Origin of the sequence: Curtobacterium caseinilyticum (assembly GCF_030363035.1) — a bacterium.
Taxonomy (GTDB): Bacteria; Actinomycetota; Actinomycetes; order Actinomycetales; family Microbacteriaceae; genus Curtobacterium; species Curtobacterium caseinilyticum.
Genome location: NZ_JAUCMN010000005.1, coordinates 245713 through 260184 on the forward strand (window position 1 = coordinate 245713; position 14472 = coordinate 260184).

Below are 14472 nucleotides of genomic sequence, written 5' to 3' on the forward strand. Positions count from 1 at the left end.
TCCGCCGGGAGGCGCGTCCCGAGTCGTTCTCCACAGTCACCCCGGTGCGCGGTCACCGCCGGCGCGACGTCCACGATGCTCGAGCCATGGATCGAGGTGACGAGCCGTACACGGGTGCCGGGGCCTTCCGCGTCCGTGACGCCCTGGCCGAGGGCGCGACGCGTGCACGACTCACCAGGAGGGACCTGCAGGCACCGCTACACGGTGTCCGCGCACCGGGCCAGGTCCCGGTCGAGACGGTCGAGGCTGTCGCGGTCGTGCTGCGGCGGGACCAGTTCGTCAGCCACGTCAGCGCCGCGCGGCTCTGGGCAGCCCCGGTCCCTCGCCGCTTCGACGACGGGCCCGTGCACGTGTCCTCGCTCGGTACGGCCCCGGTCATGCGACGTCCGCAGGTCACCGGTCACCGGGCACGTGGGGACGTCACGCTCGGCGCCGTCCGCGGCATACGGGTCAGTGCTCCGGGGCGGGCCTGGTTCGAGTGCGCGTCACTGCTGACCCAGGAGGAGCTGGTCGTCCTCGGGGACGCCCTCGTCGGCCCGGACGGCCCCGCCACGATCGATGACCTCGCCCGTGCGGTCGTTCCGGGCGCGCGGGCCGCCCGAGCGGCGCGGGCCGCCCTCGACCACGTCAGGAGCGGCGTCGAGTCCCCGATGGAGACCCGGTTCCGACTCGGCGTGGTGGACGCCGGGTTCCCGGAACCGGAGGTGAACGTCGACGTCACCGATGCCGCGGGGGCGTTCCTGGGGCGGGTCGATCTCGCGTGGCCGGTGCTCCGGATCGGACTCGAGTACGACGGCGACCACCACCGTGACCGCACCACGTTCCAGCACGACAAGCGTCGGTCGAACGGCTTCGCGGTGAACGGGTGGATCATCATCCACGCGACGTCGGCTGACGCGCACCGGCCCGCAGTGGTGTTCGAGCGGCTCCGGCAGGCCTTCGTGCAACGGCGGCTCGAGGGGCGCCACGCGTGACGTGTGACGCGTGGCGCGTGGCGCACTCGGCCTCGGGAGCCGAGGTCCCAAGACTCGCCGCACGCGTCACGCCGAGGTTCGACGAACACAGGTCTGGCGCGCCGAGAGCGCACTGTTTCGGAACCTCGACACGAGCGGCCGGGCGGCGCGGGTGGGACGGAGATCTCCCGGACGGCCGCGTCAGGCGGCGGCCGGGGACGCCGGGGTGGGGGTGTAGTCGCGAGGGAGCAGGGGGAGCCAGACGCGGAAGGTGGCGCCGCCGCCCTCGGTGTCGAAGACCTCGACGGAGCCGCGGTGTGCCTGGACGATGCCGGAGACGATCGCCAGGCCGAGGCCCGAGCCGCCGGTGTCCCGCGCGCGCGAGGTGTCCGCACGCCAGAAGCGCTGGAAGATCTTGTCGCGGAGCTGCGGCGGGATGCCCTCGCCGTGGTCGATCACGTCGATGTGCGCCATGTCGCGGTCGTCGTCCACCCCGATGCCGATCTCGATCGGGTCGTCGTGCTCGGTGAAGCGCATCGCGTTGCCCATCAGGTTCGTGATGACCTGGCGGATCTTGTTCTCCTCCGCCAGCACGATCGGCGGCCGGGCGGGCAGCACGACGGTCGGCAGCGGAGTCGTCTCGTCGGAGGGGGCGCCGTCCGCGACGCCCATCGCTCGCGTGCGACGGGCCCGCAGCCGTGCGATGGTCTGCCGCGAGAAGGCGATCGGACCCGTCGTGTTGGCCGACGGCGGGGAGACCGGGGCGTCGCCGGTGTCGGCTTGTCCAGCGGGAGCCGGACGGACGGCCTGTGGCACGCTGACCCCGGTCACCGAGTCCTCGACGAGCACCTGGATCTCACGGTCCGGGTTCGACGCCATGGTGTCGAGTGCGGAGTCGCGGGCGATGGCGACGAGGTCGACCGGGCCGAGCTCGAGCGGCTTCGACTCGTCGATGCGCGCGAGCTGCAGCAGGTCCTGCACGAGCAGGCCCATGCGCTGGGCTTCCTTCTCGATGCGCTCCATCGCCTGGGCGACGTCCTCTTCCTTGCGCAGGGCACCCATCCGGTACAGCTCGGCGTACCCGCGCAGCGAGACGAGCGGGGTGCGGAGTTCGTGCGACGCGTCGCCGACGAAGCGTCGCATCTGGTCGATGGTGCGTTCGCGGTCCTCGAACGCGGTGTCGATGCGCTCGAGCATGGCGTTGAGGGAACGGTTGAGGCGCCCGACCTCGGTGTTCGGGGTGTCCGCTTCGAGGCGCTGGTTGAAGTCGCCGGCGGCGAAGCGGGCGGCGGTGTCCTCGACGTCGCGCAGCGGGTCGAAGGTCGCGGTGACGAGGAGCCGTGTGAGCATGGCGCCGAGCAGGATCACGGAGATGCCGAAGCCGAGGAAGATGACGGTGAAGCGCGCGATCGTCTGGTCGGTGTCGGCGCTCGAGACGGCGACGAGCACGTACCCGGTCTCGGAGGTGCCGCTCGACTGGTTCTGCAGCGCGGCCGGGATCACCTGGGCCCGCCACTCGTGGTCGTGCTGGCTGTCGTACAGCGAGAACCGCTGCGAGTTCTGCGCGGCACCGGCGAAGTCGAGCGAGCGGATGTCCGGCCGGCTCGAGGCCCGCGTCTGGCAGATCTTGTCACCGCGGGAGTCGTAGGCGGCGACGTAGGCGCTCTGCGACAGGACGACCGACAGCGTGCAGTACTGCTGGCCGTCGCTGATGTTCTGGCCCTCGAGCTGCTCGGTCGTCTGCTTGACCGTGTTGTCGAGCTGCTGCATCAGGTAGGTGGACAGCACGGTCATGGTGCCGAGACCGGCGACGAGCAGTCCGAGCGCGACGAGGAGCACCGTGATCCCGGTGATCTTGGTGCGGAGGGAGATCCCGTCCCACCAGCGGCTCATTCGCGTGTGCATGCTGCCCCAACGATAAGCGGCGACCGCCCGGTGAAACCGGACGGTCGCCGTGTGCCCGACGTCAGGACGTCTTGGTCGCCTTCAGCATGTAGCCGAAGCCGCGCTTGGTCTGGATGATCGGTTCGGTCGAGTACTGGTCGAGCTTGCGACGCAGGTACGAGATGTACGACTCGACGATGCCCGCGTCGCCGTTGAAGTCGTACTCCCACACGTGGTCGAGGATCTGCGCCTTCGACAGCACCCGGTTCGGGTTGAGCATGAGGTAGCGCAGGAGCTTGAACTCGGTCGGCGACAGTTCGATCTGGGCGTCTCCGATGGTGACCTCGTGCGTGTCCTGGTCCATCGTCAGCTCGCCGGCGCGGATGATCGCGTCTTCTTCGTCGTTCATCGTGCGACGGAGGATGGCCTTGATGCGCGCGACGATCTCGTCGAGGGAGAACGGCTTCGTCACGTAGTCGTCGCCGCCGACGGTGAGGCCGGTGATCTTGTCCTCGGTGTCGTCCTTCGCGGTCAGGAACAGGATCGGCGAGGTGTAGCCCGACGACCGCAGGCGCTTGGTGACGCCGAAGCCGTTCATGTCGGGGAGCATGACGTCGAGGATGATCAGGTCGGGCTCCTCCTCGAGCACGGCCGAGATCGCCTGGGCACCGTTGCCGACCGCACGGACGGCGAACCCGGCGAAGCGCAACGAGGTCGTGAGGAGGTCGCGGATGTTCGGCTCGTCGTCGACGATCAGGATCTTGGGGCCATCGGTCATGCGCCCATCCTCTGACCGTTCCCTAGAGGTTTCCTGGGAGCGGGTCGTGTGGTGGCTACGCGGCCGCCAGGACCTGGTCGGCGTCGAGGATCGTGTAGGCGTACCCCTGCTCGGCGAGGAACCGCTGCCGGTTCTGCGCGAAGTCCTGGTCGACGGTGTCACGGGTCACGAGCGTGTAGAACGACGCCGGCAGGCCGTCCTTGTTCGGGCGGAGCAGCCGGCCGAGGCGCTGGGCCTCTTCCTGCCGAGATCCGAACGAGCCGGACACCTGGATCGCCACGGTGGCGTCGGGCAGGTCGACCGAGAAGTTCGCGACCTTTGAGACGACGAGCACGTCGATCGTGCCCTCGCGGAAGGCCTGGAACAGCCGTTCGCGCTCGTCCACCGGGGTGGAGCCGGTGATCTCGGCGGCGTCGAGTGACTCGGCGAGGGCGTCGAGCTGGTCGATGTACTGCCCGATGACCAGGATCTGCTCGCCGTGGTGCTTCCCGATCAGCTCCCGCACGACGGGCGTCTTCGAGGGTGACGTGGCGGCCAGGCGGTAGCGCTCGTCGTCGCCGGACGCCGCGTACTCCAGGCGGTCCTGGTGCGGCAGGTCGATCCGGACCTCGTAGCACGCGGCGGGGGAGATGTAGCCCTGCGCCTCGATCTCCTTCCACGGGGCGTCGTAGCGCTTCGGCCCGATGAGCGAGAACACGTCGCTCTCGCGGCCGTCCTCGCGGACGAGCGTGGCGGTCAGCCCGAGCCGACGTCGGGCCTGCAGGTCCGCGGTCAGCTTGAACACCGGCGCCGGCAGCAGGTGCACCTCGTCGTAGACGATGAGTCCCCAGTCGAGGGCGTCGAGCAGGGACAGGTGCGTGTACTCGCCCTTCCGACGAGCGGTCAGGATCTGGTAGGTCGCGATGGTGACCGGACGGATCTCCTTCGAGGTGCCCGAGTACTCGCCGATGTCGTCGGCCGTGAGCGTGGTCCGCTTGAGCAGCTCGTCGCGCCACTGCCGCGCGGAGACCGTGTTCGTGACGAGGATGAGCGTCGTCGCCTTCACAGTCGCCATGGCCCCCGCGCCGACGAGGGTCTTGCCGGCACCACAGGGCAGCACGACCACGCCGGAGCCCTGCGCGAAGAACGTGTCGACGGCCTGCTCCTGGTACGGACGCATGTGCCACGACTCGGTGTCGAGGTCGATCGGGTGCGGCTGCCCGGGCGTGTAGCCCGCCAGGTCCTCCGCCGGCCAGCCGAGCTTCACGAGCTCCTGCTTGACCTGCCCGCGCGCCCACGGCTGCAGCTCGACCTCGGACGGGGAGCGCTGGTCGCCGAGCAGGGGCTTGATGCGCTTGGACCGCGTGACCTCGGCCAGGACGGACGGGTCCTCGGCGGTGAGCAGCAGGACCGGCTGGCGCTCGAGCTCCTCGGTGGGGGAGTTCGCGATCGCCGGGGCGTCCTCGCGCTCCTCGCGCCGGATCACCAGGCGCCCGTACCGCGACACGGTGTCGCGGATGTCGACCGTGACGCTCTGCGGGACCGGGAACTTCGCGAACCGCTCGAGCGTCCCGATCATCGACTCGGCGTCGTGCCCGGCCGCTCGTGCGTTCCACAGACCGAGCCGCGTGATGCGGTACGTGTGCACGTGCTCGGGCGCGCGTTCGAGTTCTGCGAAGGCCGCGAGCTCGTGCCGCGCGTCCCCGGCGTCGGGGTGGGCGACCTCGAGGAGCACGGTGCGGTCACTCTGCACGATCAGCGGTCCGTTCATGACGGATCAGCCTAGGCGTCGCGGCTGCGAGCGGCCGCGTCGACCGCGCTGCCGTGGAGAACCGGCTGCGCGTCCACGCCCGTGCAGGGGGACGGTCGACCCGTCACGCCTCGCTGTCCACCGCGACCACGAGGGACAGCGGCAGGGTGCGTTCGACGTCCACCGCCGTGTCGCGTCCGCGCACCCGACCCGCCGCGACCGACGTCGGGACGATCGAGAAGGGCCGCTCCGACCCGTCCGGCATGCGGACGGTCAGCCGGATCGGCGTCTTCCCGCGCACGGCCAGGTCGATCTGGCGCCCGAGCCACTCCTGCTCCGGCTCCGCCTCGCCCCGCTCGGTCGTCAGTCGCAACCGCTCGACGAGCGCGTGCGCGGCCTGCTGCGGCGTCCGCCCGGCGGATCGGCGGCGGACGGGAGGCGCCGCCGCCTGCACGGGGCGCGCTGCGGCCGTCAGCACGGCCGGGTACCGCTGCTCCTCGAGCGCCGCGTGAACCACGTGCGGCGGGTGCGGGGTCGCCAGGGTCGTCAGGTCGACGCGGTCCCACGTCAGCTGCCGGAGCTCGGCGTCGACGCCGACCAGGTCGAGTTGGTCCGGGGTGCCGTGCACGAGGGTGCCCGGGCCGTCCGGTGCGACGTCGACCACGATGCCGCCGTCGCGGGTGGCGACCTGGTCGACCAGGTAGGTCAGGGGCTGGGGGACGTCCGTCGCGGACAGGCGGTCGAGCAGGGCGAGCAGGTCGTCGCGGGTGGTGCCGGCTCGGAACGCGCGCCGGACCGAGTCCTCGGAGACCCGGTAGCGCGCGGCGAGTCCGGGGGCCTCGAGGTCGGCGACCGTGCGGAGCGCCTCGTCGTCGGCGGGGGAGAGCGGACCGGGCGCGATCACGGTGAGGTCGTGCTGCAGGTAGACGCCCTCGACCGTCGGCGGCAGGTCGGCCGCCGCCGCCGCGACGTCACCACCCAGCACGGCGCGGCCGGTCGTCGTCACCGCGCCGTCCACCGCGACGCCGAGGACCTCGGCCGTGCCGGCGACGTCGAGCAGGACGGCGTCGAGCCACCGTGCTCCCGCCGGGAACGCCCAGCGCCCGAGGGCGACCAGGTCGTGCAGGTCGTCGTCGGCGATCGCGAGGACGTCGTGCACGGCGGGTCCGAGCGATCGCCACCACCGGGTGGCGAGGTCGACCCAGCGCTCGGGCCACGCGGTGCGGAGCCAGACGCGCCCGTCCTCGGTGACGGTCCAGCGGCCCTCGCCCGGGTCGGCGAGCCCGGTCCGGTCGAGCAGGGCGAGTCGGTCCGGGACGACGTCGGGTTCGGTGCCGACGCGCTCGCCGAGCGTCCGGGCCAGCGGGGCGCCGATGCCGCCCTTGACGAGCTCGCGGACGGCGCCGGCGTCGACGGCACGCAGCAGCTCCGCCAGCGCCGTCATCGTCGCGAACGCGTGCTCCGCGCCCGTGGCACGTTCGCGGTCCTCGTCGGTCGACCCGGGGCCGGGGGCCGCGGGGCGGGGGTGGGGTGGGCCTCCTGGCTCGAGTGCGACGACGTCCGGGTGCGCGGCCAGACGGGCTGCGACCGCGTCGTCGATCGCGCCCTCGGGGTCGGCCAGGCCGAGCGCGACGGCCGGGGCCAGCGCGTCGGCACCGGCCGTGCCGTCCCGGAGGGCCAGCAGGGTGGCGCGCGGGAGGCGCTCGACGGCCGCGTCGACGGCGTCGTCCGAGCGCAGCGCCTCGGCGAGGTCGAAGAAGTCGACCGCGTGCTGCGGGCCGGAGTCGGCGAGGACGGCCGCGGGCAACCGTCGGGCGACGACGAGCCGCTCCAGCTCGTCGTCGGGCATCGCCCGGAGCCGGGCGGCGAGGTCGGCGGTGGTCGTCATCGTCCCCCGCAGTGGTCGGCGCCGGGCCTCAGCGTGTCGACCGGTTCTCGCGGGCGCGCTTGGACCACGTGATGCCGAGCAGGACGAACACGAGCACCATGCCGATCGGCAGGCCGACCAGCGGGACCGCCATGACGACCGGCCACGGCATCGATCCCTGCACGCTCGGCGCGGTCAACCACATGACGATCATCGCGGCGATGCAGAGGAACGCGGCGATGAAGATCCCCCCGACCATGAACCCGAGGACGCGTTCGGTACGATTGAACGTCACCGGGGGCTCCGCGGAATCGCGTGTGTTCCCGGTCGATCGGGTCGGCTTGGCCATCGGCCCAGGATATCCGACGCACCACGGCCGTTCCACGACCACGAGGAGACCACGCATGCCCACCGGCAAGGTCAAGTTCTACGACGACCAGAAGGGGTTCGGGTTCATCACCGGCGACGACGGTGAGCCCGTGTTCCTGCACGCGTCCTCGCTGCCGGACGGTGTCACCTCGGTCAAGGCCGGCACGCGCCTGGAGTACGGCGTCGTGCAGGGCAAGAAGGGCTCGCAGGCGCTGTCCGTGCGACTCCTCGACCCGCAGCCGTCGCTGTCGAAGATGTCGCGCCGCTCGGCCGACGACATGGCGGTGATCGTCGAGGACCTCGTGAAGGAGCTCGACCGGATCAGCGGCGACTTCCGGCACGGCCGCTACCCGAGGAACGGCGAGCGCATCGCCGCGATCCTGCGCCACGTCGCAGACCAGCTGGACGCCTGATGCAGGACGTCACGGAGCTCGCGCGCACGGCGCTGCTCGAGGTCACGCCGGAGTCCACGGTGGGGCAGCCGGTCGGCACGGTGGACGAGGGCGACGGTGTCGTCTCGGTCCTGTTCTCGAACCGCATGCCCGGGTACCCCGGGTGGCGCTGGACGGTCTCGGTCGCCCAGGTCGACGGGGACGAGCCGACCGTGCTCGAGGTCGAGCTCATGCCGGGTGACGGCTCGCTGATCGCGCCCGACTGGGTGCCGTGGGCCGAGCGCATGGCGGAGTACCGCGCCGGGCAGGACGAGGACGGCGACGACGAGGGCGACGACTCGGACGACGACGAGGACGACGACCTCGACGACGACGAGGAAGCCGACTACGAGGACCCGGACGACGACGAGGCCGACGACGACGCCTCGGACGACGACGACGAGTTCGACGACGACGAGGACGACCTCGAGGAGTCGGACGACGACGAACTCGACGGTGTCGACGTCGATGCCGCCGCCGACGAGGACGCGGCGGTCGACGACGCCGCTGACGACGACGAGGACGAGGCCGCCGAGGAGCCCGCTCCGGTGCGCTCTCGTGGTGCCCGGCGGCGCGCGTCGCGCGTGCGTCCGGTCGACCCCTCGGACGACCTGGAGCTCGACCGGCTCGACCCCTCCGAGGTCGACCCGGACCGCCACGGGTCCTGACGGACCGTCCTGGTCCCACACGGACTGGTCCGACACGGACGGCGTTCCCACACGGACGGCGTCTCCACACTGACGGACGGGAGGCGCGGTGCCAGCCGGCACCGCGCCTCCCGTCCGTCGTGGGGTCGCCGTGGCGTCAGCCGCGCAGGGCGTCCACCACGTGGTCGATCGCGCGCACGAGCTTCGCGACGTCGTCCGGGTCGATGGCGGTGAAGGTCGCGACGCGCAGCTGGTTGCGGCCGAGCTTCCGGTACGGCTCCGTGTCGACGATGCCGTTGGCGCGGAGCGTCGCGGCCACGGCCTTCGCGTCGATCGAGTCGTCGAGGTCGATCGTCGCCACGACCTGCGACCGGTGCTCGGGCACGGTGACGAACGGCGTCGCGTAGTCGGACGCCTCGGCCCAGTCGTAGATCGTCGACGACGAGGTCTTCGTCCGGGTGTCCGCCCAGGCCAGACCGCCGGACTGGTTGATCCACCGCACCTGGTCGTCGAGCATGAGCAGCGTCGCGAGCGCCGGGGTGTTCAGGGTCTGGTCGAGCCGCGAGTTGTCGACCGCGTTCTTCAGGGAGAGGAACTCGGGCACGTACCGGTCCGACGCGGCGATGCGCTCGACGCGCTCCAGGGCGGCGGGCGAGAACAGCGCGAGCCAGAGCCCACCGTCCGACGCGAAGTTCTTCTGCGGCGCGAAGTAGTAGACGTCCGTGGCCGAGACGTCGAACGCGGCACCACCGGCGGCGCTCGTGGCGTCGACCACGGTCAGGGCGCCGTCGTCGCCCGCGGCGCGGACGACCGGGGCCATGACGCCGGTGGACGTCTCGTTGTGCGGGTACGCGTAGACGTCGACGCCCTCGATCGGCTCGAGCGCGGCGAGGGAGCCGCCCGGCGCCTCGACGACGTGCGGTGCCTCGAGCCACGGGGTCCGCACGGCCTTGGCGAACTTCGAGCCGAACTCGCCGAACGACAGGTTCTCGGCCCGGCGCTCCACGAGCCCGAACGCGGCGGCGTCCCAGAACGCGGTCGAGCCGCCGTTGCCGAGGACGACCTCGTAGCCGTCGGGGATCTGGAACAGGTCGGCCAGGCCCTGGCGCACGGAGCCGACCAGGTCCTTGACGGGCTTCTGGCGGTGCGACGTGCCGAGGATCGTCGCCCCGCGGGTCACGAGGGACTCGAGCTGCGCGCCACGGATCTTGGACGGGCCGCAGCCGAAGCGTCCGTCGGTCGGGAGGAGTTCGGCGGGGATGACGATGTCTGCCATGCGCCGATCCTAGCCAGTGGTATCCCAACGCACGCGTCCCTGCACCGGCCGGACGGGGCGGACTCGACCCGGACCTCCAGGCCGTGGAGCGCGGCCGCCGGTGCGGTCTTGTCGCACTGCTCAAGTAGGGTGGATCGCGCTGGGCCCAGACATGAGAGGCGGACCGTGACCGATCTCGTCGACACCACGGAGATGTACCTGCGGACGATCCTCGACCTCGAGGAAGAGGGGATCGTGCCGCTGCGCGCGCGCATCTCCGAGCGTCTCGGCCACTCGGGTCCGACCGTCTCGCAGACCATCGCCCGCATGGAGCGCGACGGCCTGGTCGTCGTGTCCGGCGACCGCCACCTCGAGCTCACCGGCGAGGGCCGCTCCCGCGCGACCCACGTGATGCGCAAGCACCGGCTGGCCGAGCGGCTGCTCGCCGACGTGATCGGACTGGACTGGGCCTTCGTGCACGACGAGGCCTGCCGCTGGGAGCACGTGATGAGCGAGCAGGTCGAGGTCCGACTGCTCGAGATGCTCGGCAACCCGACGGAGTCGCCGTACGGCAACCCGATCCCGGGGTTGGCCGAGATCGGCGGTCCGACCGCGGGGCAGTTCCTCGACGGTGTGCAGAACATCGTCGCAGCGACCGACGGCACCGACGCGGTCGCCACCGGGGTCGTGCGCCGTCTCGGTGAGCCCGTGCAGTTCGAGCCCGAGCTGCTGCACCAGCTGCGGACCGCCGGCGTGATGCCCGGCCGGCTCGCGAGCGTGCAGCGCGCGGGGGCGTACGTCGCCGTCCGCGTCGAGGGCGAGGACGCCGGCATCGAGCTCCCGACCGAGGTCGCGCAGCACGTCTACATCGAGCGCTCCTGAATCAGTCGTCCGACGGTGCTCCAGCCTGAGAATCAACACAAGGTGACGGCGCCACACTGCCTCTGATCAGGGGTTCGTGATCGCACCGTTACCCAACAGCCGTTTCGTCTCGACAAGGTAACGGCCCGCACGTACACTCGACGAGTCCCAGGGCCGCCCACGAGGCCCAGGACCCGTGGCAGGACGTCTCGAACCCGTCTCCTGCCTCGATCGGAAACGATGACGAACGGATGGGGTCCGCCCCTCCGCCCCACCCAGGCGGAGACGGTGACGAGACGCCGGAGACACCACTCTTGACGCAGACCGGTTCCGCCACGGACGCCCAGGCAGCAGCGAACTCGACGCCCGTGAACCCGACGAACACCGCGAACGCCACCGCCGATGCACCCGCGCTCACCCGACGCGCAGCACGGCAGGCCCCGGCGACCACCGCACAGACCCGCCGCGTGACCCCGGTCCGCGACGCCCCGCTCCCCGGCGGTCGTCGTGCCGCGCAGGCAGCCCGTGCCGCCGAGACCGCCAGGGTCAGCAGCGCGGCCCGCAAGCGCCGCTTCCTCGCCCCCGTGGTCCTGACCGTCGCCGCCGGCATGTTCGGCACCGTCGCCGTCGCCCCGGCCTTCGCCGCCACGCAGCAGACCGGCACCGAGGCCGCGAACGCCCAGCGTCAGGTCCGTGCCGCCGAGGCGCAGCAGTTCTCGGTCTCCGACGCGGTCGCCCTCGCCGGCACCGGTCGTGACGGGTACGGCGCCACCTCGCAGGCGTCCCTCGACGCGGCCGCCGCGCAGAAGGCCGCAGCGGCAGCAGCTGCCGCGGCCGCGAAGCAGTCCGCGAGCCAGGCCGCCGCCACGCAGGCCGCCCGCGCGAAGACCGCTGCGCAGTACTCGTCGTACAGCGGCCCGAGCGCGGACGAGATCGCCTCGTCGGCGTCGGCCGCCAACACCCCGTTCTCGCTGCCGGCCGTCGTCGCGACCGCCAAGCAGTACATCGGCACCCCGTACGTCTTCGGCGGGGCCGACCCGTCGGGCTTCGACTGCTCGGGCTACGTCATGTACGTCTACGCGCAGTACGGCATCAGCCTTGCGCACTCCGTGCCGCTGCAGGACCAGGCGGGCACCACGATCCCGACGTCCGAGGCGCAGCCCGGCGACGTCGTGATCTTCAACAACGAGGCGCACGACGGCTTCTACATGGGCAACGGCATGATCATGGACGCGCCGAAGCCCGGCGGTTCGATCTCGATCCGACCGATCTGGACGAGCGACTACCACATCGTCCGCTTCGGCATCTGACGCCAGCGCCCCGCGCGCAACGGTGACGGCACGTGTGTCGTTCCCGTGAACACTCCAGGAAACCGGCCCGCACACCCTCGTGCCGGGCCGGTTCCTGACGTAGCCTGGTCCCGCACCGGTCCGATCCGGCCCGAACACGGGAGACCTCATGTCAGCGTTCCGCACGACCCGCACCACGGGTCGGCGCGCGCTCGTGGACATACGGTCGACCGCCCCCTGCGTGCACCATCACGCACCTGTCTGACGAGAGCACTGCCCATCCGGGTGGTGCTCTTCGTGGTTCAGGGCGTGGTCGCAGGCCGCGGTCCCCTGTCGGCGTCGCTCGGTCCGACGCACCCGCAGCGCCTGGAAGCCGTCCAGGCACCGTCGGAAGGGAACCCATGCGCACTCTCGTCCTCAACGCCGGTTACGAGCCCCTCGCGGTGATCTCGGACCGACGGGCCCTCGTGCTGGTCATGAACCAGAAGGCCGCCATCGTCGCCGCCGACGCCGACCACCCGGTGACCGGGTCGACGACGAGCTACGACCGTCCGTCCGTCATCATCCTCACCCGCTACGTCCGCATCCCGCACGCGCGGCTCGTGCCCGTCTCACGCCGCGGTGTCCTGCGGCGCGACGGCAACCACTGCGCGTACTGCGGTCGGCACGCCACCACGATCGACCACGTCCAGCCGCGGTCGCGGGGTGGGCGGGACTCGTGGGAGAACCTCGTCGCCTGCTGCCTGGCGTGCAACAACACCAAGAGCGACCGCACGCCCCAGGAGATGGGGTGGCGGCTCCGCTTCGCCCCGAAGGCGCCGCACGGGGCGTCGTGGGTGGTGCGCGGGATCGAGCGCCCGCAGTCGGAGTGGGGCGAGTACCTGGTGGCCGCGTAGCGGCCGGTCGTCGCCCTGACCGCCGTGCGGTCGCGTCCGCGCGCCTGCTGCGTGCGTGGGTGGTGTACCCGGTCGGAACGGGCGTACCCGGTCGGAACGGGCGTACCCGGGCTTCCTGAACGACCGGGTACGCCCGTTCCCGCTTCCCATCACGGACGTGATGGGAAGGACCGGGCAGGCGTAGCGTGCGCAGCATGAGCGAGACCGCGGTGATCGACGACGCCACCATCGAGGACCTCCGGGCACGCCTCCGCGCGACGCGCTGGCCGGACGCGCCCGCCGGCACGGGGTGGTCGCTCGGCGTCGACGTCGACGAACTCCGACCGCTCGTCGCGTACTGGGCGGACGGGTTCGACTTCGCCGCGCACCGGGCCGAGCTCGCGGCGCTGCCCGCTCGGCGGGTCACCGTCGACGGCATCGGCGTGCACGTGCTGCACCAGCGGGCCGACACGTCGGGAGCGTTGCCGGTGCTGCTCGCGCACGGGTGGCCGGACTCCGGGTGGCGGTACCGGAAGGTGCTGCCGATGCTCGTCGACGCCGGGTTCGACGTGGTCGTGCCGGACATGCCCGGGTACGGGTTCTCGGATGCGCCACCGCGGGTGCTCGACGCCCGCGAGGTCGCCGGCCTGTGGGCGACCCTGATGACCGACCTCGGGTACGAGCGGTTCGCCGTGTCCGGTGGGGACATCGGGACGCACGTCGCCCGGTACCTCGCGCTCGACCACCCCGACCGGGTCGTCGCCGTGCACCGGATCGACGGCGGACTGCCGTGGCCCGGGATCGACGAGGCCGGGTTGTCGCCTGCGGAGCGCTCGTTCGTGCGGGAGACCGAGCGGTGGCGGACCGCCGAGGGAGCGTACGCGATGCTGCACCGCACCAAGCCTCAGACCGCCGCCGTCGGACTGACCGACTCACCCGCCGGGCTCGCCGCGTGGATCGTCGAGAAGCTGCGGTCGTGGAGCGACTGCGGCGGGGACCTCTGGTCGGTGTACACGCGGGACGAGGTGCTCGCGCTCCTCACCGAGTACTGGGCGACGGCGACGATCGGGTCCTCGATGCGGATGTACCACGCGAACGCGGCGATCCCGGCGGCGCAGATGGCCCGACGGGTCGAGGTGCCGTCGGGGTTCTCGGTCTTCCCGGGCGACATCGTGCGGGCGCCGCGGGAGTGGCTCGAGCGGACGACGAACCTCGTGCACCACCACGAGCTCGACCGGGGCGGTCACTTCGCGCCGTTCGAGGTGCCGGAGCTGTACGTCGAGGAGCTCCGGACGTTCCTGGAGCCGTACCGGGGGTCGATCCGCCGCTAGAGTGGTGGAGCCAGCCTCTGTAGCTCAATGGAAGAGCAGTTCCGTCCTAAGGAAACGGTTGGGGGTTCGAGTCCCTCCAGGGGCACCAGCAGATCCGTCGTGGGGTTCGAGTCCCTGCAGTGCTCGTCCAGGGGCACCAGCAGATCCGTCGTGGGGTTCGAGTCCCTGCAGTGCTCGTCCAGGGGCACCAGCAGATCCGTCGT

13 protein-coding genes and 1 tRNA gene are annotated in these 14472 nt (G+C 71.6%); 8 read left to right on the forward strand and 6 right to left on the reverse strand.

Annotated elements, in window-relative coordinates; all coding sequences use genetic code 11:
* Positions 1-86: 86 nt before the first annotated feature.
* Positions 87-974, forward strand: a complete 888-nt coding sequence (locus tag QUG93_RS09490) for a putative endonuclease domain-containing protein (protein WP_289473655.1) — start codon at positions 87-89, stop codon at positions 972-974.
* A gap of 180 nt (positions 975-1154) precedes the next feature.
* On the opposite strand, the gene QUG93_RS09495 is transcribed toward QUG93_RS09490, so the two are convergent.
* From QUG93_RS09495 to QUG93_RS09515, 5 genes are all read right to left on the reverse strand, one after another.
* A complete protein-coding gene (locus QUG93_RS09495; RefSeq protein WP_289473656.1) occupies positions 1155-2858 on the reverse strand; it encodes a sensor histidine kinase in 1704 nt (567 codons plus the stop codon).
* Between the two features lie 61 nt (positions 2859-2919).
* Positions 2920-3615 (reverse strand): response regulator transcription factor, encoded by a 696-nt coding sequence (locus QUG93_RS09500; protein ID WP_289473657.1) that lies wholly within the window; start codon positions 3613-3615, stop codon positions 2920-2922.
* Between the two features lie 55 nt (positions 3616-3670).
* A complete protein-coding gene (locus tag QUG93_RS09505) occupies positions 3671-5365 on the reverse strand; it encodes a DNA repair helicase XPB (RefSeq protein ID WP_289473658.1) in 1695 nt (564 codons plus the stop codon).
* Between the two features lie 103 nt (positions 5366-5468).
* Complete coding sequence (locus QUG93_RS09510; RefSeq protein WP_289473659.1) at positions 5469-7232, reverse strand: helicase-associated domain-containing protein; 1764 nt, start codon at positions 7230-7232, stop codon at positions 5469-5471.
* Between the two features lie 28 nt (positions 7233-7260).
* Complete coding sequence (locus QUG93_RS09515; RefSeq protein WP_289473660.1) at positions 7261-7506, reverse strand: hypothetical protein; 246 nt, start codon at positions 7504-7506, stop codon at positions 7261-7263.
* Positions 7507-7615: 109 nt separating this feature from the next.
* On the opposite strand from QUG93_RS09515, the gene QUG93_RS09520 reads away from it, so the two are divergent.
* Together QUG93_RS09520 and QUG93_RS09525 are read left to right on the forward strand one after the other, a co-directional pair.
* Complete coding sequence (locus tag QUG93_RS09520) at positions 7616-7993, forward strand: cold-shock protein (protein ID WP_289473661.1); 378 nt, start codon at positions 7616-7618, stop codon at positions 7991-7993.
* A complete protein-coding gene (locus QUG93_RS09525; RefSeq protein ID WP_289473662.1) occupies positions 7993-8679 on the forward strand; it encodes a DUF3027 domain-containing protein in 687 nt (228 codons plus the stop codon). The genes QUG93_RS09520 and QUG93_RS09525 overlap by 1 nt, the downstream gene beginning before the upstream one ends.
* 136 nt (positions 8680-8815) lie before the next feature.
* On the opposite strand, the gene serC is transcribed toward QUG93_RS09525, so the two are convergent.
* On the reverse strand, positions 8816-9934 hold the full coding sequence (serC, locus tag QUG93_RS09530; protein ID WP_289473663.1) for a phosphoserine transaminase: 1119 nt from the start codon (positions 9932-9934) through the stop codon (positions 8816-8818).
* A gap of 165 nt (positions 9935-10099) precedes the next feature.
* On the opposite strand from serC, the gene QUG93_RS09535 reads away from it, so the two are divergent.
* From QUG93_RS09535 to QUG93_RS09555, 5 genes are all read left to right on the forward strand, one after another.
* Positions 10100-10795: an iron-dependent transcriptional repressor DtxR gene (locus tag QUG93_RS09535; RefSeq protein ID WP_289473664.1), complete on the forward strand. Its 696-nt coding sequence runs from the start codon at positions 10100-10102 to the stop codon at positions 10793-10795.
* A 293-nt stretch (positions 10796-11088) separates the two neighbouring features.
* Complete coding sequence (locus tag QUG93_RS09540; protein WP_289473665.1) at positions 11089-12084, forward strand: C40 family peptidase; 996 nt, start codon at positions 11089-11091, stop codon at positions 12082-12084.
* Between the two features lie 380 nt (positions 12085-12464).
* A complete protein-coding gene (locus tag QUG93_RS09545) occupies positions 12465-12959 on the forward strand; it encodes an HNH endonuclease (RefSeq protein WP_289473666.1) in 495 nt (164 codons plus the stop codon).
* 194 nt (positions 12960-13153) lie between these two features.
* The gene (locus tag QUG93_RS09550; protein ID WP_289473667.1) at positions 13154-14269 is read left to right on the forward strand and encodes an epoxide hydrolase family protein; all 1116 of its coding nucleotides are present in this window, start codon (positions 13154-13156) and stop codon (positions 14267-14269) included.
* Positions 14270-14282: 13 nt separating this feature from the next.
* Positions 14283-14357, forward strand: a tRNA-Arg gene (locus QUG93_RS09555).
* Positions 14358-14472 lie beyond the last annotated feature (115 nt).

Coding starts and splice junctions, on each gene's coding strand:
- QUG93_RS09490 (WP_289473655.1), top strand. CDS start 87: ATGGATCGAGGTGACGAGCCGTACACGGGTGCCGGGGCCTTCCGCGTC.
- QUG93_RS09495 (WP_289473656.1), bottom strand. CDS start 2,858: ATGCACACGCGAATGAGCCGCTGGTGGGACGGGATCTCCCTCCGCACC.
- QUG93_RS09500 (WP_289473657.1), bottom strand. CDS start 3,615: ATGACCGATGGCCCCAAGATCCTGATCGTCGACGACGAGCCGAACATC.
- QUG93_RS09505 (WP_289473658.1), bottom strand. CDS start 5,365: ATGAACGGACCGCTGATCGTGCAGAGTGACCGCACCGTGCTCCTCGAG.
- QUG93_RS09510 (WP_289473659.1), bottom strand. CDS start 7,232: ATGACGACCACCGCCGACCTCGCCGCCCGGCTCCGGGCGATGCCCGAC.
- QUG93_RS09520 (WP_289473661.1), top strand. CDS start 7,616: ATGCCCACCGGCAAGGTCAAGTTCTACGACGACCAGAAGGGGTTCGGG.
- QUG93_RS09525 (WP_289473662.1), top strand. CDS start 7,993: ATGCAGGACGTCACGGAGCTCGCGCGCACGGCGCTGCTCGAGGTCACG.
- serC (WP_289473663.1), bottom strand. CDS start 9,934: ATGGCAGACATCGTCATCCCCGCCGAACTCCTCCCGACCGACGGACGC.
- QUG93_RS09545 (WP_289473666.1), top strand. CDS start 12,465: ATGCGCACTCTCGTCCTCAACGCCGGTTACGAGCCCCTCGCGGTGATC.
- QUG93_RS09550 (WP_289473667.1), top strand. CDS start 13,154: ATGAGCGAGACCGCGGTGATCGACGACGCCACCATCGAGGACCTCCGG.